Origin of the sequence: Phytoactinopolyspora halotolerans, from assembly GCF_010550675.1 — a bacterium.
GTDB lineage: Bacteria > Actinomycetota > Actinomycetes > Jiangellales > Jiangellaceae > Phytoactinopolyspora > Phytoactinopolyspora halotolerans.
Map to the genome: position 1 here is coordinate 153467 of NZ_JAAGOA010000017.1, position 18703 is coordinate 172169.

Below are 18703 nucleotides of genomic sequence, written 5' to 3' on the forward strand. Positions count from 1 at the left end.
GTCGTCCAAGTGGACTCGCGTGCTTTCCTTGATTTCTCCGGGCGCTCCGGCGCGTACCGAACGGTGACGCGCTCGTCACGCGGAGCTGGGCTGGAAGGTCTTTCCGGTCGCGCCGTCGAGGATCCGCAGGGAGCCGGGCCGGGTACTCGCTGAAATCGAGGCGGCGTGTCTCGCTGTGGTCGCCCGCACCGCGCGGCGTGCGTGATCATGTGCCGCTTTTAGTCCTACTGGGGGCCAAAAGCGGTACATGACCGGCCGCGACGGTGCTCGCTCTGCACCGGTCGGCGCGGTGAGCCCGAGCGTGCCGGGTTCGCCCATGGTGAAGTCGCCTGAACCGGGCGACGGGTACGGCGAAGATGCGGGGTCATGGTCGATCATGATCAACTCGCTCGCATCCTGTGGCTGCAGGACGGTCTCATTACCCGGAAGCAGGCACTTGCTGTCGGTATGTCCGCCAAAGCGATCCGGTACGCGTTGCGCGACGGCGGCCCGTGGCAGGTGGTGCTTCGCGGCGTCTATGCGACGTTCACCGGACCGCTCGGTGACCTGCATCGATTACGCGCCGCAACGTTGCATGCGGGTGCTGACTCGCGCGTCACGCACGCGTGGGCCTGCTGGATGGCCGGGTTGAGTTACGGGCCGCAGCGAGCCGACGTCATCGTCCTCCAGATTCCGCGCACGTCGCGGGCTCGGCCGACCGGCTTCGTCGAGTTGACGCATCGGAGCTACGACGCCACCCAGTACGACGAGTGGGTCGACCCGGCCATGGCCCGCGACGTCGGGCGTCTGATCGGCATGTCGTACGAGCCTTCCGACGCTCTGGCGGGTGCGGCGCGCCCTGGTGTCATCCGCATGGTGCCGGTCGCCCGTGCGGTGATAGACACGCTGACCAAGGTGCGCTGGCTGCCGGTCGATTGGCAGATGGATTGCAGGCACGACGAAGGTTGCCCGCAGTGTTGGCGCGGTGTAACGCATCGGGCCAGCGCAGTGCGGAACACGCGCGCGCTGATGTGCGAAGCGGTGCAGCGTAACAAGTGCACCGTCGACGAGTTAGCTGCGGAACTGAGCACGACCCGACGCATTGACACAGCCATCGTGCGTTCGGTGCTGGGCGATCTGGCCGCTGGGTGCCGGTCCGCTCCCGAATGCGAGCTCCGGGATCTGGTCGCGACCAGCGCGATCCTCCCGCAGCCACGCTGGAACCGGGTGCTTCCCGGTGCCCGTGGCATCTATCCCGACGCCTGCTGGCCGGAGGCGCGCCTCGTCGTCGAGGTGGATTCGCGGGCGTTCCATGGTTTCGGTGATGCGCCGGCGCGTACCGAACGGCGACGGGCTCGCTATGCGGAGTTGGGCTGGACCGTGTTCCCGGTTGCGCCGTCGAGGATCCGCAGGGAGCCGGACCGAGTGCTCGCTGAAATCGAGGCGGCGTACCTCGCGGGCGTCGCGCGGAACACGCGGCACGCTTGATCATGTACCGGTTTTAGCCCCGATGAGGGCCAAAACCGGTACATGACAGCGGGCGTCAGAGGCGGCGAGGCGCGCGCAGCGACAGTGAGACGTCGCGCAGAGCGTCAGCCGCGGCGCGGGCCGTCGCCGGCGGGACCGTCGTCATCGCGTCGACCTGGGCCTGGGTGGCGCCTCGTACCGCATCGCGTGCCTTCTCCAGGCCGGCGGCGGTCAGTTCGACGTGTCTGCCGCGGGCATCGTCCGGGTCGGGCGTGCGACGGATGAGTCCTGCTGTCTCCAGGCGCAGCAGGACGTTGCTGATACCGCCGCTGGTCAGCACGAGGTCGCGGGCGAGATCGCGGGGCTTGCGGCGGTACGGTTCGCCGGCTCGGCGCAGTGCCGCCAAGACCTCGAATTCGGCATGGGTCAGGTTCAGCTCGTCGAGTATGCCTTGCACCGCATCCTGGAAGAGCCGTCCGATGAGGCCGATCCGTTTGGCGAGTTCGACCGTCAGGAGCTCGGTGTCGGTGAGGTCGTCGGGAATGGTCGCGATGAGCCTGTCGACCTCGTCTTCCTGCATGCCGGAAGTGTATATCGCTCAACCTATAGCTTTTTGAAAAGCTTTTAACTAAGCTATCCGCATGCTTCTCATTCGCAACGGTCACGTCATCGACACCGAACCCGAACCGCATGCCCGCCCGGACACCGATATCCTCATCGCCGACGACGGCACCATCGCCGCCGTCGGACCCGCGCTGGACGCCCCTGCTCACGCGGACGTCATCGACGCCGTCAACCGGATCGTCCTTCCGGGCTTCGTCGACACACACCGGCACGTCTGGCAGTCCGCGCTGCGGGTGGTGCTGGCCGACGGCTTCATGGGCGAGTACTTCGCCCGCGTGCTGGGTGAGCTTGGCCCTCGTTACACCTCGCGGCACATGCGCACCGCGGAGCTCGCCGGAGCGTTCGAATGCCTCGACTCCGGCATCACGACCGTGGTCGACTTCTCTCAGCCGGGCCTGACGTCCGAACGCGCCCACGCCGCTGTGGACGGGCTGCGCCTAGCCGGTATCAGAGCCGTCTTCGGCGTCGACGGCAGGGGCGACCACGAGCAGGCGGAACGGTTGCGCGAGATCCGCGACGCGTACGAGTCGGACCTGCTCACCATCGCTCTGGCCAGTCTCGCGCCGGATCATGGCGGCGACGAGCGAGCCCGCCGGGACTGGGACGTCGCGAGGGAGCTGGGGCTGCGCGTCATGGTTCACCTGGGTTCGTCGCTCGAGGGCTTCGAGCGGCTGGGACTGCTCGCGCCGGGCACGCTGTACGTGCACGCGATCGGGCTGCCGGACGACGGATTCACGCGGATCGCCGAGACCGGAGGTGCGGTATCCGTCTGCCCCACCATCGAAGGCGGAATGGCGCAGGGTTTCCCGGTGACCGAGCGGGCGCTCACGGCCGGCGCGCCGACCGGCTTGGGCGCGGACGCGGTGACGAACGGCCCGGGAGACATGTTCAGCCTGATGCGCACGGCGTACGCGTTCGCGCGGGTGGCCGGATCGGGCCGCGTCTCCACGGCGGACATCCTCCGGATGGCGACCCTCGACGGCGCGGTTGCTTCCGGGCTCGGGGATACCGTCGGGTCGCTCCGGCCGGGTAAGCAGGCCGATATCGTCCTGCTGCGGACGGACCGGCCGGCGATGGCGGCGGCGCACGATCCGATCGCGGCGGTGGTGCACTGCGCGGACACCTCCGCGGTGGACACGGTGCTGGTGGCCGGTCGAGTGGTCAAACGTGGCGGTGCTCTCACGCACGTCGACGCCACTCGGGTGGTCGCCGACCTGCGGACGGTGGCGGACGAACTGGTCGCGGCCGATACCGTGGATGATGCTGCGGCCGATGCCGCGGCGGAGGCGCGGTAGCCGAAGAATCCGGTGCCTACGATGGCGTCCATGCATGTATCAGACGGTGGGCGTGACCTCTGCGTCGAGCCGGATCTGTATGCCGAGCCGCTGGCGTATCCGGGGACGCCGGCGCGCGCCGACGGACTCCTGGTCGACGGGCGTTTCACCGAGGTCGAACCGGCGGAACTGGAGCCGGCGTTGCGCCGGTTCCGTGTGGCCGGGCTGGGCGAGCGGCGTCCCGTGATCGCGGTCGGGTCGAACGCGTCGCCCGGGCAGCTCTGGCGGAAGCTGCGGGGAAAGGCCGGCGGCCGGCTTGTGCTGCCGATCACGCTCGTCGAGGTGGTCGGTGTGGTCGCCGGCGTATCGGCCCATGTCAGCCGCCCTGGTTATCTGCCGGCGACGCCGGTGGTGGCACCGGGGCGACGGTCGACGTTCCCGGCGATCTGGCTGGACGCGCAGCAGCTGCCGGTGATGGATGCGACGGAGCCGAATTATGATCGCGTCCCGCTCCCGACCGCGGCATGCGAGCCGGTGGCCGCCGAGGTCGGAGCGGCCGTGACCTGCCCGTTCGAGGTCTATGCGACCCGGCACGGACACCTGGTCGATCCGTCCGGCTCGCCGCTGCCGGTCCGCCCGCAACCGCAGCTGCTCAGCGGTTTGCTCGCGGAGTCCCCCGCACTCCGCGAGCTCGCGGGCCCGGCACCGGGCGTGTTCGTGGCCGTGATGCGCGCCGATCCCGCGGCGAGATCCCGCGCCCGCCAGATCTTCCACGACGAGCGGCGAGTTCGCCGTGGCGCAGTCTACCGTGCGTAATCATGTGTACCAGAACGGTTCCCTGGCGGGCTTGACGTTTCAAGCTCATTAGAATCGACCGATGATGAGCGGCGACCACAGCATGCCGTCGGCGGTCGGCTCCGCCGGGGCCACGTCCTCGGACGACGACCGTGCGGAACCACGATGGCTCACCGCAGACGAGCAGGACGCGTGGCGAGCGCTCGTGGGCGTGGTGATCTTGCTTCCGGCCGCCCTCGATGCGCAGCTGCAGCGGGACGCCGGCCTCAGCCATTTCGAGTACGCCGTCATGGCCGCGCTGTCTGAGACACCCGGCCGACGACGGTGTATGAGTGAGCTGGCGGAGTTGGCGAACGGTTCGCTGTCCCGGCTCTCGCACGTGGTCAAGCGGTTGGAGCGCCGCGGCTGGGTTCGCCGTGAGTCGCGTCCCGAGGACGGCCGCTACACCGACGCCATCCTCACCGACGCCGGCATGGACACGGTCCGGGCAAGCGCTCCCGGACATGTCGACGCCGTGCGGCGCCTCGTCTTCGACGGACTCAGTGAGGACCAGGTGCGGCAGTTGCGCGACATCGGCCGCAGCATCCACCGCCGGCTCAGCCCGCACGGCATGATGGCCGAACGAGGCGCACCCCCGGCCGCGGACTCGCCGGAAGCGGAGCGCCGGTAACGGTGCCGGCAGCGGCGCCGGCAGCGGTGTCGGCAGCGGCACGAGGCCGCGATCACGGTTCGAACCCGATGTGCACGTGGTCGCGATGCAGATCGTCGGTGAAGTGCACGCCGCCGGCACCATCCGGGTCGATCGGCGCTCCGATCTCGTCGCTGCCCCGCTCTCGGGCGGCGGCCAGAAAGCTCAGCAGCAGCGAGTCGTCCCGGGCCATCTCGACGACGGGTCGGCCGTCGATCGCCCAGATATCCACCGCACGTCCGCGAGTGTGGTTGCTGATGCGGTCGGTGCCGAAGACCTCATCCGGATGCCCGGCACGGAACACCGACACCGAGAACCCGAAGTCGCGCGCGAGTTCGTTCAACGTATGCACCACCACCGCGTCGACGACGTCGCGGGCCAGATCGGCCCGGGCCGCGTCCGGCAGGTCGACCCCCGGCCGATCCGCCAGTTCGCGCGCAGCACCGCGCAGTGTGCGACCGCCCGTGCCCAGGCGATCCGGCACGCGTAGCTCGGTCACCGACCAGGTGCCGGCGCCGGACCGGCGCATCCGGACGTCGGCGGTGACGGTGCGCCTGTGCGAACCGGCCCCGTCGGCCCAGATCTGCCGGGCCACGGCCATCACGCTGGCACGGTCGGCTGTGAGTCCTCCGTACTGCGGATAGACGAGTTCGACGACGGCGGGGGAGCCGGGCGGGATGAGCGCGCCCGCATGTCCGGCCAGCGCGGCGTCGGCGCCGGCCTCGCGCAGCCGCTGCGCCGGGTCCGTGCCTGTCATGTCCGTCCCCAGTGCCTCGATCACCCGGGCGGCTGTGCGTTTGGCCGCCGGTTCGACCTCGTTCGTCGTCGGCTGCCACGTCCGGACCGCGGGCAAGACCGCAGACCGCGGCGGATGGACGGTGACATCGACCACGCCCGCGTCCACGCCATCACCGGCGGCGGGCTCGCCCGGCCGGGACGGCGCCGACGGGGCGGCCGAACCGGTGTCTGCACCGCGGGCCGTACCAGGATCGTGGTCACCGCTGCACGCGCCGACCAGCAGCGCGCCGGCCGCGGCCAGAAACGCTCGACGTCCGATGGGATGCCCAGGGCGGAGAGGATGCCGCGCGCCTGTCACCGGACGTGGACGACATGCGGATCGATCCGGAAGGTGTACACCCGATCACCGTCGCGGTCGACATGGTTGTCCACCAAGGTCCACCCAGCACGTTCGTAGAAGCCGGCGGCACCCCTGGCGTCCGCTTTCGTCACCAACTCGACGCGGTCGGCATCGGAGCGGGCGGCCTCGCTGAGAAACCGGTCGGCCAGGGCCGAACCGATGCCCTGGCCACGGTACGGGAAGTCGACGACGACGGCTTCCAGCACGGCCACCGGGGCGGACGCCTCGACGGTCCGGCTGCCGGATGGCTGTGCGGGGCCGCTCCGCTCGTCGACATCCGCGTGGCGGTGCGACGTCGAGCCGGGCCCCAGCAGCCGGCGTGCGTACCGGAACCCCCGCGTGCGCAGGAACGACAACGCCACTAACGGCCGGATGGCCAGAGCGCGCAGGCCAGCGGAGACGAGCTCGCTCCGATGCTGCCGGATGATCCAGGCGACGTTCGCCCGGCGATCGGTGGTGCCGACCAGGAACCCGACCACGCTGCCCTCCTGACGCGCGACGAGCACCGTGCCGTGCGCCGAACGCAGGTGGGCGCGGTGCCACCGGCGCACGAAGCCCGTTCCGAGACGCGGAAACAGGCCGTGGGGGAGTTCGGTCACGTGCAGGAACGCGGTCCTGTGCAGCTCGTCCTCGTGTGCATGCGCCACCTCGATCGGGGATTCACGATCCATCCGTGGTTCTCCTTGCGTCTGCTGCGCGTCCGGTGCGTGTGCGGCACCGGCTGATGCAGCCATCGTTCGCGTGGAAACTCAGAGGAAGCTCAGAGCGCGCGTGCGAGTATCAGTGCATGACCAGATCCGATGGGACGGCGGCGGGGACGGCGGAGGTTCCGCTGCTGCTCGTGGAGGACGACGCCAAGCTGTCCGAGCTGTTGGTCCGGCTGCTCGGAACCGAGGGATACCGCGTCGACCTGGCACGAGACGGCCATACGGGTCTGCACCGGGCGCTGACCAGCGAGTACGAGGTGATGGTGATCGACCGCGGGCTGCCGGCGGTGGAAGGTGTGGACCTGGTGCGCCGGTTGCGTGCCCAGGGCCGGACCACGCCCATCCTGGTGTTGACCGCCCGCGGTACCACCGCCGATCGGGTGGAAGGGCTGGACGCGGGTGCGGAGGACTACGTCGTCAAGCCGTTCGAGATCGACGAGTTCCTGGCCCGGCTGCGTGCCCTGCGACGCCGGCACACCGACCACTCCGAGCGGCTCGACCTCGGGGATCGGCAGCTCGACGTCGCGAATCGGCGCGTGTTCAGCGTGGCCGAGCCACCGATCGAGCTGTCCGGCCGGGAGTGCGAGCTGCTGGCCATTCTGGCGGCGAACCCCGGCCGCGTGTTCACCCGCGACGAGCTGCGCGGACGGATCTTCGATGCCGCCGACAGCACGGGTGTGGTGGAGACCTACGTCTATTACCTGCGCCGTAAGCTTGGCCGTGACGTGATACGTACCGTGCACGGGCTGGGCTACCGGATGGGACACGCGTGAGCGGAAACGGCGCCTCGCTGGGCGAGCCGGAACCGACCCGCGCCGATCGACGGTTGCTGCGTCGTGCGTCGGCCGTCGTTGCGGTGCAGACGGGCGTGGCCGCGGCGTTGGTGGTGGCCGTCGTGATCGTGCTCGTGTACTCCATCAGCCAGCAGGAGCGCCGCGAGTCCGTCGAGCACAAGGCGGAGCGCGAGGCGGCGGAGCTGCTGGGCAAGATGCGCGATCCGGACAACCGCACGAGCATGGGAACGTCGTACACCGACGTCAACGGCCTTGCGGCGGACGACGACTGCCCGCAGCGGGCGTCCGACGGCGGGACGGAGAGCTGGGCCGACGATCTACCGGCCGGCTCGTCTGAGATCGAGCTGTGCGACCAGCCGTTCCTCGCCTACGTGGCCGAGGCCGACGGGCTGCGCTCGGTCGCCGCTTTCAGCCTCGTCGAACAGCGGGAGGAGACCGAACGGCTGGCCCGGCTGTCGATGCTGGCCGGCGGGATCGGCGTACTCGGCGCCGCTGCGCTCGGCTGGCTCGTCGGGCGTAAAGCGGTGCGTCCGCTGGGGCGGGCGCTGTCCTCGCAGCGGCGCTTCGTCGCCGACGCCAGCCACGAGCTGCGTACTCCGCTGGCGATCCTGCACACTCGGGCGCAGCTGCTGCAACGCGGACCGGCCACCGACGACGACCAGCGACGCGAGCTGGACCAGCTGGTCGACGACGCGAGGGTGCTCAGCGACATCGTCAACGACCTGTTGCTCTCGGCCGAGATGCAGCACCGTCCGGACGCCGGGCAGCCGGTCGACCTGGCACAGGTCGCGGCGGAGATCAAGGGTTCGTTCGGGGACACCGCCGATGAGGCGGGTGTCGACCTCGTCCTGGACGTGGATATGGCGGCCGAACACATCGTCACCGGTGCGCCGAGTGCGTTGCGGCGTGCGGTCTCCGCGCTGGTGGACAACTCGCTGCGCCATGCCGACCAGGACGGAACCGTCACAATCCGGTTGAACGGGACCGCGGACGCGGTCCGGCTCAGTGTGCAGGACGACGGAGAGGGTTTCGATCCGCAGCTGGCGGCGGAGCTCCGGCGACGGTTCGGCCGCGGCCCGGACTCGTCGCCGGACGGGCATCGGCTCGGCCTGGGACTCGCCCTGGTCGAGGAGGTCGTCCAGGCGCACGAGGGAGCGATGGAGATCGACGGCCGGCCGGGCGTGGGCGCGAGTGTCACGCTGACGTTTCCACGCAGGGCGTCGAGCCGATGAGGTCGATGTCGATGGCCATCGCATCGTCTGGCTGTTCCGGCGCCAGCTGGAAGGTCGCCCGGATCTCCCGGGACGTCTCGCCGTCGTCGGCCGGCTGCGCCGCGAACACGGCCCATCCCGGCGCGTCCGTGTCGCTGTCCGCCCAGACCGGATTCTCGTAGCCCCGGCGCGCCAGCTCCGCGTCGATGTGCGTGTAGAGATCGTCGAACTCCCGGTTGACAGCTGCGGGATCCTCCGGATCGCCGGCGAGCGCGACGAGCTTCAGGTCGGTCCGCCACACCCGGCGAGCGCCTCCGTCGCCGCATGCCTCGTCGACCGAGCCGTCGTACACGGTCCGGACGTCGCTCACCTCGTCCACGCTGGAGTCACTGAGGATTTCGACGACGGCGGCGCCGTCGTCGACGAGCCGGGCCGCCGAGCGGTCGAGATCGGCTGTGGCCTCGTCATCCTCGGCAGCGCAGGAGGCCAGGACGGCGACGAGCACGGCTGACGCACACAGGGCTGTCAACGATTTCGGTGGCACGTGCCACGACAGCGCGAGCGCCGCGGGGCCACGGAGCCTTCCCGGGTCGCCGCTCATCGGACAGAACTGTCCCAGTCCGTCTCGCCGGCGATCCCGTCCGCCCTGTTTCCGTCCCCGGAGTCGAGGTGCGCCATTGCGTCTTCGAACTTCTCGTCGAACGGCGGCCGATGGGGACGCTCGTCCCAACCCTCCTGGTTGCTGTCCACCCACTCGTAGAACTCGGTCCACAGGTCCGGATCGTCGGCGATCTCGGCGGGGTCGCGCAGGCCGTCGCCGGAGTCGTTGACCAGGTTCGGCGGTATCGGCTCGGTGTGCGGATAGCCGTTCTGGAGCAACGTGTCGGCGATCATGTAGTCATAAAGCAGGCGTCCCTGGTACATCTCCATCTCCAGCTCGTCGACGCGGCCGCCCGATTCGTTCGCCCAGGATTTCGTCAACCGGCCGACGGTGATCTTGGTGAGCTTCCAGCCGTAGTCGACGAGTACCTTCTTTCCCGGGATCGGGGGAGTCGGGGACAGGGTGAGCAGTTCGCTGAGGGTTCGCTGGAGAAAGGCTCGCCTCTGTTCCTCCTGGGCGTCCATATTCCCACGGACGTCGTGAGCGGCCTGGTACTGCAGCCCGGCGAGCGTGCCGAACATGTTCATCGCGCGTTCGAAGTATCCCGGGTCGCGCTCGTCGTTCTCGGTGGCCTGGAGGTCCGCTGCCAGCGCATCGCTGGTGACAGACTCGTATAGCTCTTCGACCGCTGCGTCGAAACCCTCGAAGTACCGGTCCTCGTGGGCGAAGCCGTGGAGGAACCGGTAGGTGGCTTCCGGACTGAGGTAGAACGCCGGATCCAGGCCGGGCGGGAGGTCGAAATTGTCCGGCGCGTCCATCGACGATTCGCGTGCCCGTGCGTCCAGAGTGAATGAGCCGACCAGCAGCTCCTCCGCGTAGGCGGTGGCGATCTGGCTCATCGGTTCCCGCATCGGCCACGGGGTGTCGTCGAACCGGCCCAGGGCGAGGATCGTGGTGAATGCGAACTCGGAGGCGAACATTCCCTTGTCCGGCGGGTCCTCCGACGCTCCGGAGCCGGCCACCAGGGCCTGGCCGAACCCCTCCGCGATGTCATCGCCGGTGCCGAGCGACTGCTGCATCCCGTACACCCTGTCGGCGTACTCCTCCAGCGACAGGTCGGACCAGCTGTCGAGGGCGAACCGGGCCGCCTGCGGGTTGTTGCCCAGCACATTGAACGCCAGCGCGGCCGTGTCGGTAGGCAGCCCGAGCATCTCGGGAATGATGCTGTGCCGGAAATCGGTGAACTCCCCCTCCTCGCCTTCGAAGGTCTCCAGGACGTTGTTGCGGGCGACGTGTGCGACCCACCAGCCGTCGAAATCCCCGAATTGAAGCAGCGCGAGGCGTCCCCATGCCATGGATGGATGCTCGGTCGGTTCCATGAAATGTTCGCGGAAGCCCTTGAATTCGTCCCTGTAGTCGGAGGAGTGGCCGAGCACGTTGTCCGCGTTCATCGCCGCCGCCAGCCCGACGCTGAATTGTTCCACGTAGCGAGCGCCGTCGTCGGTGCCGCTCTGGTACAACATGTCCGGGAGCCTCTCCGCGAGCTCGGGGCCGAGCGCGAGGTAGAAACCTGCCATGACGTCAGGGTCGTTCATGTACGGCTCGAAATCCGCCATCAGCGAGTCGAAGTACTCCTCGTCGAACACGCCGCTCTCGAGGAACGGGGCTGCCATGTCCCGCCCGTGCTGCTCGGCCTCCTCGGGGCTGTCGAAGGGGATCGGCTCGTCGATACGTATCTGGGTAGACGTAGGCTCGTCGCCGAGTAGCGCGATGACCATGTTCCGGCGTCGCTCCAGGCCCGGTATCTGTAGGTCGATCCACTCGGCGATCGTGTCGATGCCGGTGAACACCTGTGTCGACACGCTCTCGTCTTGCATGCGGGACCGCAGTGTGGCAAGCCCGGAGCTGAGCTTGCGGTTCCCGCTCATCATGGCGGCGATCAGGTCGTTCAATCCGTCGACACTGATGGAGGAGTAGTCGCCGCTCATAGCGGCCCCGTGTGACCCAGCTCGTCACGGCGGACCTCCTCGGGCGTCGAGGAGAGCGCGTCCCGGATCTCCTCGATGAGGTTGTCGGCCAGGCCGGGCAGGTCGTTCTTGCGGTACTCGACATCCTCGCCGAATTGGGTCGCGGTGGTGGGGCCGGTCCACACTCCCCGGTCAGACATCAGCCGATGCACCTCGTCCAGTGCTTCGGCAATGCTGTCGCGCTTCTCCTCCGCGAGTTCAAGCAAGGCCGCCAGCGCCGTGTAGCGCGGGTTGGTCACCATATCTTCATCGCACATCTGCCGGGGACCCTCTCCGGGGAATCACCATGGTGCGCATCGCCTTGATGCGAGCGTTGTTTGATCTTGTATTCGTCCCTCATCGTGCGGGTGAAGTGCAGTGAACGCGGCTGTGAACAGTCGGCGGACGCGTTCCAGCGAGGGCTGACGCCGGCACGCCGGCCTGGCTGCGTGAGACCTCCTGGTTGCGTTCCCCCACCCGGCGGGCGGGTCAAAGGATCGTCGTCGTTTAAGCAATCTGTAGATACGAGCGTTTGACGTTCTAGCCTGCGAACTTCCTGGCATCTCTTGACAAGGGAATCCATCTGTATAAACGTTTAAGCATGTCTGGTCGTCGTTGGACCTCACGGGATGTGGCCGCCCTCGCCGGTGTGTCGGTGGCGACGGTCTCCTACGTGATGAACGGCCGCATGAGCGACCGGATACCGGCCGCCACGCGGGAGAAGGTCCTGTCCGCCGCGCGTCAACTGGACTACTCGCCCAACCGTTCGGCGCAGAGCCTGCGCCGGCAGAAGACGGAACAGATCTGCCTCGTGGTCGACTCGATCGGCGTGCCCACGGTCGACCAGCTCGCACGTGATCTGTACGCCAAAGCCGAGAAGGTCGGATACGGCCTGATCACCATGGTGGCCGGCTCCGCCGAACGTGCGGCGAAGACGGCCGCTCTGCTGCACCAGCGGGTCGCGGACGCGGCGGTCATCGCACCGGCGACGGTGCCCCGATTCCGTGAAGAGACCCTGGTGGAGCTGGCCCGTGGGGGTCTGCCGATGGTCGCGATGAGCAACACCGTGCGCCCGATCGGGTTCGACGTCGTGCGGGCTCCCGAGCGGGACGCCTGCGTCGACGCGATGAGCCACCTCCTCGCCTCCGGCCGCAGCCGGGTCGCCTTCCTCGGGCACCATGAGGAGGTCACGGACGCCGAGGCCCGTGCGGGTTCGGAGCGGCTGGGCGCCTACACGGCCGCGCTCGACCAGCACGGCGTCGCCGTCGACGACGAGCTCATCGTCGACGGTGCCGATGACCGCGTCGCCGGTTACCAGGCTGTCGCTCGCCTGCTCCAGCGTCCGGATCGTCCGGATGCCATCTTCGCGGCGTCCGGACGGTCGGCGATCTCCGCCATCTGGGCGGTGCGAGACGCCGGGCTCACCGTCCCCGACGACGTCGCGGTGGTGGGCTGCGGCAACCTCCCCGAGGCCGAGATCACCAGCCCGACGTTGAGCACGGTCGGTCCGCCCACGACCGAAGACTTCACCGATGTCGCCGAGCTGCTCTTCCAACGCGTCCTGGCGGACGAGCGCCCGCCGGAGCGCGAGATCACCAACCCGTGGGTGTTTGTTCCGCGCGGATCGGCCTGATCCGCGCGACGTCGCAACGTCGCGAGAGGAGAACCACCATGGCCACCCGACGACCCAGTCGCCGCCAGCTTCTCCGTTGGACCGGTGCCGGCGCCATCGCCGGCCTGAGCGGCTCGTTCGCCGCTGGATGCGGTGCCGGCGCACCTGAAGACGAGACGTCCGGATCCGGCGGTGAATCGGACGCCGGCGGTGACGGATCGACCGACACGTTCACGGTCTACTGGAACGCCGGCCATGCCTACCAGGCCTATGAGGACGTTCTCGCCGAGTTCGAGCAGGCCCACGGCGTCACCGTGAACTTTCAGAAGTACCAGTGGGACGACCTGCGCACCCGGCTGCTGTCGGACTTCGCCTCCGGGAACGCGCCGGACCTGGTCGAGGACGCCGGCTGGGCGCAGGAGTTCGCGATCAGCGGCGAGGCGATGTCGCTGCAGAGCTACATCGATTCCGACGGCGCCGAGATGGGGTATCCGGACGACTGGCAGCCGACCACCCTGGACCGGGTCTCCTACCAGGGAGAGACCTACGGCATCCAACTCCATCTGACCTGTGTCCTGCCGTTCTACAACAAGGCCATGTTCGATGCGGCCGGGTTGCGGCCGCCGGAGACCTGGGACGACCTGCTGGCGGCGGCGCAGGAACTGACCGGCGACGGCGTGCACGGCATCGCGCTGAACCAGGACGCGAGCTACGCATGGTCATGGCTGCTGCAGAACGGCGTACAGTACTACGACCCGGAGACCGAGGAGCTCATGACGCCGCGCGACGCGGCGATCGAGGCGCTGCAGTTTCAGGCCGACCTGGTGCACAAACACAAGGTCGCCCCGGTGCCGACGCCCGGTACCGACTACTCCGGACCGCAGAAGCTGCTGTCGGCCGAGCGGGCGGCCATGATCCTGAGCGGTCCGTGGGACCTGCTGCCGATCCAGGAGACCAGCCCGGACCTCCAGCTGGGGATCGCACCCGCGCTGCGCAACCGCGAACAGGCGTCCGTACAGGCGGGCACCAGCATGTTCATCCCCGCCGCCTCTGCGCATCCGGATCTGGCGTGGGACCTCATCAAGCGGCTCACCGCGCTGGAGGTCGAGCAGAAGGCCACCGAGGAGGCCGGCATGCTCATGCCGCGGCAGTCGTGGGCGGAGCTTCCCTCGGTGCAGGAGAACGAACATTTCGCGGTGTTCGCGGATGCCTTCCCGTATGCGGTCGACTACGTCGAGCAGTTGCGCCTGACCGGCAAGAGCGGCGAGATCGGTGAGCTGTTCACGACCCTCTACCAAGACGTGGTCATGAACAACACCCCGGCGGAGAAGGCGATGGAGTCGTTCATCTCCGAAGGCGAAAGGGTGCTGGCGGGCTGAGCGATGGGCCGACTCACAACTCGCGGCGGTGCCGCCGGCGGTGGACTCGGAGTCGCGGCGCCGAACGGCTCCGGCCAGGGAGCGTCGCCGGGCGCCGCTCGTCGTCGGCGGATGTCGATGTCGAAAAGGTACGCGCTGACGGCGTATCTGTTCCTGCTGCCCGCGTTCGCCTTCTTCGGCGTGATGTACTACACGCCGATCGTCAACATCATCACCAACTCCTTCCGCACCGGGCCGCGCGCTGACACATTCACCGGGTTCGACAACTTCACCCGCGTCGTCTCCGATCAGGCGGTGCACAACTCGTTCGTGGTCACGCTGATCTTCGGGGCCGGCACGACGATCGGGGCCATCGTCATCGGGTTGGCGCTGGCGTTGCTGGTGGACAAGCCGCTGCGCGGGCGCGTCGTCTTCCGGGCGGCGCTGCTGGTGCCGTATCTGACGTCGATCGCGATCGTCGGGCTGCTCTGGCGCAACATCCTCGACCCGCAGCTCGGCATCCTGAACCGGGTGCTGGACAGCGCCGGCCTGCCGACCCAGGCGTGGCTCAACACGAATCCGCTGGCCACCATCATCGGCGTCACGCTGTGGATGAACGTCGGCTACACGATGGTGTTGTTCCTGGCCGGGCTGCAGGGCATCCCGGAGACCTACCGCGAGGCCGCCACCATCGACGGCGCGAACGCGTGGCAGCGGTTCTGGCGGATCACGCTGCCGCTGCTGGCGCCCACCACGCTGTTCGTGTCGGTGATGATGGTGATCAGCGGTTTCCAGGCGTTCGCACAGGCCTACATCATCACCGGTGGCGGACCGGCGGACAGGACCGACCTGTATATCTTCCACGTCTTCAACGTCGCGTTCACCGCACGCGACTTCGGCTATGCGTCCGCACTGTCCTTCCTGCTGCTCCTCGTGATCATCGCGTTCACCGTGGTGCAGCTGCGGATCGGGCGCCGCGGGGAGGTGCAGTACTGATGCTCAACCGGATGTCCCCGGCGAACCGCGTCGTCAGCTACCTGTTGCTCACCGTCGTCGGCGCCGTCACGGTGCTTCCGCTGCTGTACATGCTCTCGCTGGCGTTGCAGACCGAGGCCGAGACGTTGTCCGCCGATCCTGTGCTGTGGCCGGAGTCCATGCAGTTCGGCAACTTCCAGGAGTTGTTCGAACGGGCGCCGTTCGGCAGCTTCATCCTGAACAGCTTGATCGTCGCGGGCGGGATCACGGTGGCGCACCTGGTCTTCGATCCGCTCGTCGGCTACGTGTTCGCGAAGTTCCAGTTCCCGCTGCGGAACACGCTGTTCCTGCTGTTGCTGGCGACGCTGATGGTGCCGCTGTTCGTGCGGATGATCCCGCTGTACACGATGATGTCGAACCTGGGCTGGATCAATACGCACCAGGGCTTGATCGCACCGTTCCTGATGGATGCGTTCGGCATCTTCCTCATGCGGCAGTTCATCCAACCGATCCCGGACGACCTCATCCAGGCGGCTCGCATCGACGGCGCCTCCGAGCTGCGGATCTACTGGAAAGTCATCCTGCCGCAGGTGAAACCCGCGCTGGCGGTTCTGGGGCTGTTCACGTTCGTCTTCCAGTGGAACGAGTTCCTCTGGCCGCTGGTCGCCACGACGACCGAAGACATGCGGACCATCCCGGTGGGGCTGACGCTGTTCAACCAGGAGTACTTCACGCTGTGGCACCTGACGGCGGCCGGCTCGGTGTTGCTGTTCCTGCCGACGGCGGTGCTGTTCCTGTTGACGCAGCGATACTTCGTGCGGGGCATCACGTTGAGCGGACTCAAGTAAGAGGACAAGTAGAGGAGAGGCATGTCCCGCAACCGGGCCACACGACCGAACGTCATCGTCGTCTTCACCGACCAGCAGCGCTGGGACAGTACGGGGATCCACGGCAATCCGCTGGAGCTGACCCCGACGTTCGACCGCGTGGCCGCCTCCGGCACGCATGTCGCGCAGGCGTTCACCCCGCAGCCGGTGTGCGCGCCCGCGCGCGCGGCTATCCAGACCGGCAGGTATCCGACGACCACCGGCTGTTACCGCAACGGCATCCCGCTGCCGGACGGGTGCCGCACGCTCGCCGACCACTTCGGTGCGGCAGGCTACGCGACCGGTTACATCGGCAAGTGGCACCTGGCGACTGACGAGCCCGTGCCGCCCGAACAGCGCGGCGGGTATCGATCGTGGCTCGGCGCGAACGTGCTGGAGTTCACTTCGGACGCTTACCGGACGATCGTCTTCGATGAGGCCGGCGACCCGGTGATGCTGCCGGGATACCGGTCGGACGCGCTGTTCGATGCCGCGATCCGGTTCGTCGCCGATCACGCCGACCCGCCCGGTGGGTCGGAGGGTGTTCAGCAGCCGTTCTATCTGTTCTGCTCGCTGATCGAGCCGCACCATCAGAACGAGGTCGACTCGTACCCGGCGCCGGTCGGGTACGAGGAGCGCTACCAGGGGCGATGGCTCCCGCCCGACCTGGCGACGCTGGCCGGCGAGGAGAACACCGCGTACCGGCACATCGGGGGCTACTACGGCCAGATCCGGCGGGTCGACGAAGGGTTCGGCCGGCTGCTCGACGCGTTGCGGAGCATGGACCTGCTGGAGAACACGATCGTCGCGTTCACCTCGGACCACGGGTGCCATTTCAAGACCCGGAACAGTGAGTACAAGCGATCGTGCCACGACGGTTCGATCCGGGTGCCGATGGCGCTGTGCGGTCCGGGGTTCGACGGCGGTGGACGGATCGACCGTCCGGTGAGCACCATCGATCTGCCGCCCACGCTGCTCGACGCCGCCGGCGTGGGCGTGCCGTCGGAGATGCAGGGTCGTTCCATCCTGCCGCTGCTGGCCGAACCGGCGGGCACGGCGGCCGGCGCCTGGCCTGAGGAGGTGTTCATCCAGGTCAGCGAGTCCGAGGTGGGGCGAGCGATCCGCACCGAGCGATGGAAGTACTACGTCATCGCGCCGGACGCGAACCCATGGGACGACGGGGCGGCCGACCGCTACGTCGAGGCCGAGCTGTACGACCTCGCGCACGACCCGTACGAACTGCACAACCTGGCCGGGCACGCGTCACATCGGGAGATCGCGGACGAGTTGCGCGAGCGTCTGCTCCGGCGGATGGCGGAGGCCGGCGAACGGGAGCCGGTCATCGAGCGGCTGATGCACGACGCGGAGATGTCTGCCGCGCTCCGGGCGGATCCGGGGGTGCATACGGCGGGGTGGAAGCCCGTCCGGTTCGGCCATCAGCCGCGTCGTGGATGAACCGAAAGCCGGATGCGCGCGGGGAGAAGACGGCAGTGGCCTGAAGCTGTCGAAGCCGTGATCGAGCGCCGGCGAAGCACCGACGGCGTGCAGGGCATGTCCGGGGGAGCGGCGGCGTACGGGATCTGGTGACGCCGCCGCTCCGGGCGTCGTCGTCGACGGGCGACTCTCAGCGGGTGGTCACGGTGGCGGTGTCGGCGCTGGAGAAGGCCCGGACCTCGTACCCGGACGTGAAGTTGGTCGCGGCGTCCACGGTGGCCTCGCCGTCGACGCCGCTCGCCTCGACGTGGTACGCATGCCCGGCCGGGAGCTCGACGTGCACGGGCCCACCGCTCGACTCCACGTCCAACGAACGCGGCGGGGAGACCGCCTGGACCTCCACCGAACCCGCGCTGGAGGTGAGGTATGCGGCGTGCGAGGTGAGCCCCATCGCGGTGACGTCTCCGGCAGTGGAGTGTGCTCGTAGTTCACCGGAGTGCCCCTCGATGACGACGTCGCCGGCGCTCGATTCCAGGTTCACGTTGCCGACCAGCCCGGTCGACTCGATGGAGCCGCCTGACGTCGCCGCTTTGACCTCGACGCCGTCGGGCACCGCCAGCACGACGTGCGTTCCGCATCCGAATCCGGGAACGAACCGGTTGCCGCTGCACCTGCCCTCGATCCGCAGCGTCTCTCCGTCGATGTGGTGCTCCAGGCGTGCCGCGCGCACCCACCCGTCGTCGGTGTGCGCGTCGAGCTGGACGTCTGAGCCGCTCGAGCCGAACAACTCGATGTCGCCGGCGGCGATGTCCACCTCGATACGGGAGACGTTCGCGATCGTGGTGCTCCATTCGTCGCTGGAGCGGGTGAGCCATGAGTACGCGGCGACCGCCGTCACCACGACGACGGCGGCACCGAAGAGCCGGGTCCGCTGCGAGTAGGCCGACCGGCCGAGCCCGGTGGTGCGCCGGAGCCGCTGGTGGCGCACGTTGTCTTCGAACGTCATAGCGAACACAGTATCGCCCGCCCGCACGTCCGTGCTCCGCCCTAGATGAATGATTCCTTGAAGATTGTCAGTGGTCATAGGCGATCAGTGATCGTTTGGCTGTGAGGCCGAGGGCCCAGTTGTGCCAGATCCCGGCGGCCAGGGCCAGGAGCCGCTGGCTGATGCGGG

The 18703-nt window shown here is 68.4% G+C and carries 18 protein-coding genes and 1 pseudogene; 11 read left to right on the top strand and 8 right to left on the bottom strand.

The genetic code is table 11. The features are described from left to right. Positions 1 to 366: 366 nt before the first annotated feature. Entirely contained in the window at positions 367 to 1467 is a 1101-nt protein-coding gene (locus tag G1H10_RS22140) for a putative endonuclease domain-containing protein (RefSeq protein WP_163741828.1), read from the top strand. Between the two features lie 55 nt (positions 1468 to 1522). On the opposite strand, the gene G1H10_RS22145 is transcribed toward G1H10_RS22140, so the two are convergent. Next, positions 1523 to 2026, bottom strand: a complete 504-nt coding sequence (locus tag G1H10_RS22145) for a MarR family winged helix-turn-helix transcriptional regulator (protein ID WP_163741829.1) — start codon at positions 2024 to 2026, stop codon at positions 1523 to 1525. Between the two features lie 61 nt (positions 2027 to 2087). Between G1H10_RS22145 and G1H10_RS22150 the strand changes: the two genes are divergently transcribed. The 3 genes from G1H10_RS22150 to G1H10_RS22160 all read left to right on the top strand — a co-directional run bounded on the left by G1H10_RS22150 (position 2088) and on the right by G1H10_RS22160 (position 4809). Continuing rightward, positions 2088 to 3365 carry an amidohydrolase family protein gene (locus tag G1H10_RS22150; protein WP_163741831.1) on the top strand — a complete coding sequence of 426 codons (1278 nt, stop codon included), beginning with the start codon at positions 2088 to 2090 and terminating at the stop codon, positions 3363 to 3365. 30 nt (positions 3366 to 3395) lie between these two features. Next, complete coding sequence (locus G1H10_RS22155) at positions 3396 to 4160, top strand: hypothetical protein (protein ID WP_163741832.1); 765 nt, start codon at positions 3396 to 3398, stop codon at positions 4158 to 4160. Between the two features lie 82 nt (positions 4161 to 4242). After that, positions 4243 to 4809 (top strand): MarR family winged helix-turn-helix transcriptional regulator, encoded by a 567-nt coding sequence (locus tag G1H10_RS22160; RefSeq protein WP_163741878.1) that lies wholly within the window; start codon positions 4243 to 4245, stop codon positions 4807 to 4809. 52 nt (positions 4810 to 4861) lie between these two features. Here the strand turns inward: G1H10_RS22160 and G1H10_RS22165 are convergent, their stop codons facing one another. Together G1H10_RS22165 and G1H10_RS22170 are read right to left on the bottom strand one after the other, a co-directional pair. Further along, the gene (locus G1H10_RS22165; protein WP_163741834.1) at positions 4862 to 5923 is read right to left on the bottom strand and encodes a hypothetical protein; all 1062 of its coding nucleotides are present in this window, start codon (positions 5921 to 5923) and stop codon (positions 4862 to 4864) included. After that, positions 5920 to 6636, bottom strand: coding sequence for a GNAT family N-acetyltransferase (locus G1H10_RS22170; RefSeq protein WP_163741836.1), 717 nt, complete (start codon positions 6634 to 6636; stop codon positions 5920 to 5922). The genes G1H10_RS22165 and G1H10_RS22170 overlap by 4 nt, the downstream gene beginning before the upstream one ends. Before the next feature lie 116 nt (positions 6637 to 6752). Between G1H10_RS22170 and G1H10_RS22175 the strand changes: the two genes are divergently transcribed. Both G1H10_RS22175 and G1H10_RS34705 read left to right on the top strand, forming a co-directional pair. Further along, positions 6753 to 7445, top strand: a complete 693-nt coding sequence (locus G1H10_RS22175) for a response regulator transcription factor (RefSeq protein WP_163741838.1) — start codon at positions 6753 to 6755, stop codon at positions 7443 to 7445. Then, positions 7442 to 8698, top strand: coding sequence for a sensor histidine kinase (locus G1H10_RS34705; RefSeq protein WP_163741840.1), 1257 nt, complete (start codon positions 7442 to 7444; stop codon positions 8696 to 8698). The genes G1H10_RS22175 and G1H10_RS34705 overlap by 4 nt, the downstream gene beginning before the upstream one ends. Here G1H10_RS34705 and G1H10_RS22185 read toward each other — a convergent pair. Genes G1H10_RS22185 through G1H10_RS22195 form a run of 3 tightly spaced genes read right to left on the bottom strand, consistent with a single transcriptional unit; the run spans position 8661 to position 11547 of the window. Continuing rightward, positions 8661 to 9278, bottom strand: coding sequence for a hypothetical protein (locus tag G1H10_RS22185; RefSeq protein ID WP_163741842.1), 618 nt, complete (start codon positions 9276 to 9278; stop codon positions 8661 to 8663). The two genes, G1H10_RS34705 and G1H10_RS22185, sit on opposite strands and share 38 nt — an antisense overlap. Then, positions 9275 to 11266, bottom strand: coding sequence for a hypothetical protein (locus G1H10_RS22190; protein WP_163741844.1), 1992 nt, complete (start codon positions 11264 to 11266; stop codon positions 9275 to 9277). Before G1H10_RS22190 ends, G1H10_RS22185 begins: the two co-directional genes overlap by 4 nt. Further along, positions 11263 to 11547: a hypothetical protein gene (locus G1H10_RS22195; RefSeq protein ID WP_163741846.1), complete on the bottom strand. Its 285-nt coding sequence runs from the start codon at positions 11545 to 11547 to the stop codon at positions 11263 to 11265. Before G1H10_RS22195 ends, G1H10_RS22190 begins: the two co-directional genes overlap by 4 nt. A 338-nt stretch (positions 11548 to 11885) precedes the next feature. On the opposite strand from G1H10_RS22195, the gene G1H10_RS22200 reads away from it, so the two are divergent. The 5 genes from G1H10_RS22200 to G1H10_RS22220 are packed head-to-tail and all read left to right on the top strand — an operon-like array spanning position 11886 to position 17550. Continuing rightward, positions 11886 to 12917 carry a LacI family DNA-binding transcriptional regulator gene (locus G1H10_RS22200; RefSeq protein ID WP_163741848.1) on the top strand — a complete coding sequence of 344 codons (1032 nt, stop codon included), beginning with the start codon at positions 11886 to 11888 and terminating at the stop codon, positions 12915 to 12917. Between the two features lie 38 nt (positions 12918 to 12955). Next, the gene (locus G1H10_RS22205; RefSeq protein WP_163741850.1) at positions 12956 to 14275 is read left to right on the top strand and encodes an ABC transporter substrate-binding protein; all 1320 of its coding nucleotides are present in this window, start codon (positions 12956 to 12958) and stop codon (positions 14273 to 14275) included. A gap of 3 nt (positions 14276 to 14278) precedes the next feature. After that, positions 14279 to 15250 carry a carbohydrate ABC transporter permease gene (locus G1H10_RS22210; RefSeq protein ID WP_216853547.1) on the top strand — a complete coding sequence of 324 codons (972 nt, stop codon included), beginning with the start codon at positions 14279 to 14281 and terminating at the stop codon, positions 15248 to 15250. Then, positions 15250 to 16077, top strand: coding sequence for a carbohydrate ABC transporter permease (locus tag G1H10_RS22215; protein WP_174264566.1), 828 nt, complete (start codon positions 15250 to 15252; stop codon positions 16075 to 16077). Before G1H10_RS22210 ends, G1H10_RS22215 begins: the two co-directional genes overlap by 1 nt. 21 nt (positions 16078 to 16098) lie before the next feature. Next, on the top strand, positions 16099 to 17550 hold the full coding sequence (locus G1H10_RS22220; protein ID WP_163741852.1) for a sulfatase family protein: 1452 nt from the start codon (positions 16099 to 16101) through the stop codon (positions 17548 to 17550). Positions 17551 to 17719: 169 nt separating this feature from the next. Here G1H10_RS22220 and G1H10_RS22225 read toward each other — a convergent pair whose 3' ends face one another. After that, entirely contained in the window at positions 17720 to 18535 is an 816-nt protein-coding gene (locus G1H10_RS22225; protein ID WP_163741854.1) for a DUF4097 family beta strand repeat-containing protein, read from the bottom strand. A gap of 67 nt (positions 18536 to 18602) precedes the next feature. Next, positions 18603 to 18703, bottom strand: a pseudogene (locus tag G1H10_RS33275) (IS982 family transposase); the annotation flags it as partial.

Bases quoted from the DNA above. Each gene is read 5' to 3' on its own strand.
- G1H10_RS22140 (WP_163741828.1), top strand. From the start codon at position 367: ATGGTCGATCATGATCAACTCGCTCGCATCCTGTGGCTGCAGGACGGT.
- G1H10_RS22145 (WP_163741829.1), bottom strand. From the start codon at position 2,026: ATGCAGGAAGACGAGGTCGACAGGCTCATCGCGACCATTCCCGACGAC.
- G1H10_RS22150 (WP_163741831.1), top strand. From the start codon at position 2,088: ATGCTTCTCATTCGCAACGGTCACGTCATCGACACCGAACCCGAACCG.
- G1H10_RS22155 (WP_163741832.1), top strand. From the start codon at position 3,396: ATGCATGTATCAGACGGTGGGCGTGACCTCTGCGTCGAGCCGGATCTG.
- G1H10_RS22160 (WP_163741878.1), top strand. From the start codon at position 4,243: ATGCCGTCGGCGGTCGGCTCCGCCGGGGCCACGTCCTCGGACGACGAC.
- G1H10_RS22170 (WP_163741836.1), bottom strand. From the start codon at position 6,636: ATGGATCGTGAATCCCCGATCGAGGTGGCGCATGCACACGAGGACGAG.
- G1H10_RS22175 (WP_163741838.1), top strand. From the start codon at position 6,753: ATGACCAGATCCGATGGGACGGCGGCGGGGACGGCGGAGGTTCCGCTG.
- G1H10_RS22185 (WP_163741842.1), bottom strand. From the start codon at position 9,278: ATGAGCGGCGACCCGGGAAGGCTCCGTGGCCCCGCGGCGCTCGCGCTG.
- G1H10_RS22190 (WP_163741844.1), bottom strand. From the start codon at position 11,266: ATGAGCGGCGACTACTCCTCCATCAGTGTCGACGGATTGAACGACCTG.
- G1H10_RS22195 (WP_163741846.1), bottom strand. From the start codon at position 11,547: ATGGTGACCAACCCGCGCTACACGGCGCTGGCGGCCTTGCTTGAACTC.
- G1H10_RS22200 (WP_163741848.1), top strand. From the start codon at position 11,886: ATGTCTGGTCGTCGTTGGACCTCACGGGATGTGGCCGCCCTCGCCGGT.
- G1H10_RS22205 (WP_163741850.1), top strand. From the start codon at position 12,956: ATGGCCACCCGACGACCCAGTCGCCGCCAGCTTCTCCGTTGGACCGGT.
- G1H10_RS22210 (WP_216853547.1), top strand. From the start codon at position 14,279: ATGGGCCGACTCACAACTCGCGGCGGTGCCGCCGGCGGTGGACTCGGA.
- G1H10_RS22215 (WP_174264566.1), top strand. From the start codon at position 15,250: ATGCTCAACCGGATGTCCCCGGCGAACCGCGTCGTCAGCTACCTGTTG.
- G1H10_RS22220 (WP_163741852.1), top strand. From the start codon at position 16,099: ATGTCCCGCAACCGGGCCACACGACCGAACGTCATCGTCGTCTTCACC.
- G1H10_RS22225 (WP_163741854.1), bottom strand. From the start codon at position 18,535: ATGACGTTCGAAGACAACGTGCGCCACCAGCGGCTCCGGCGCACCACC.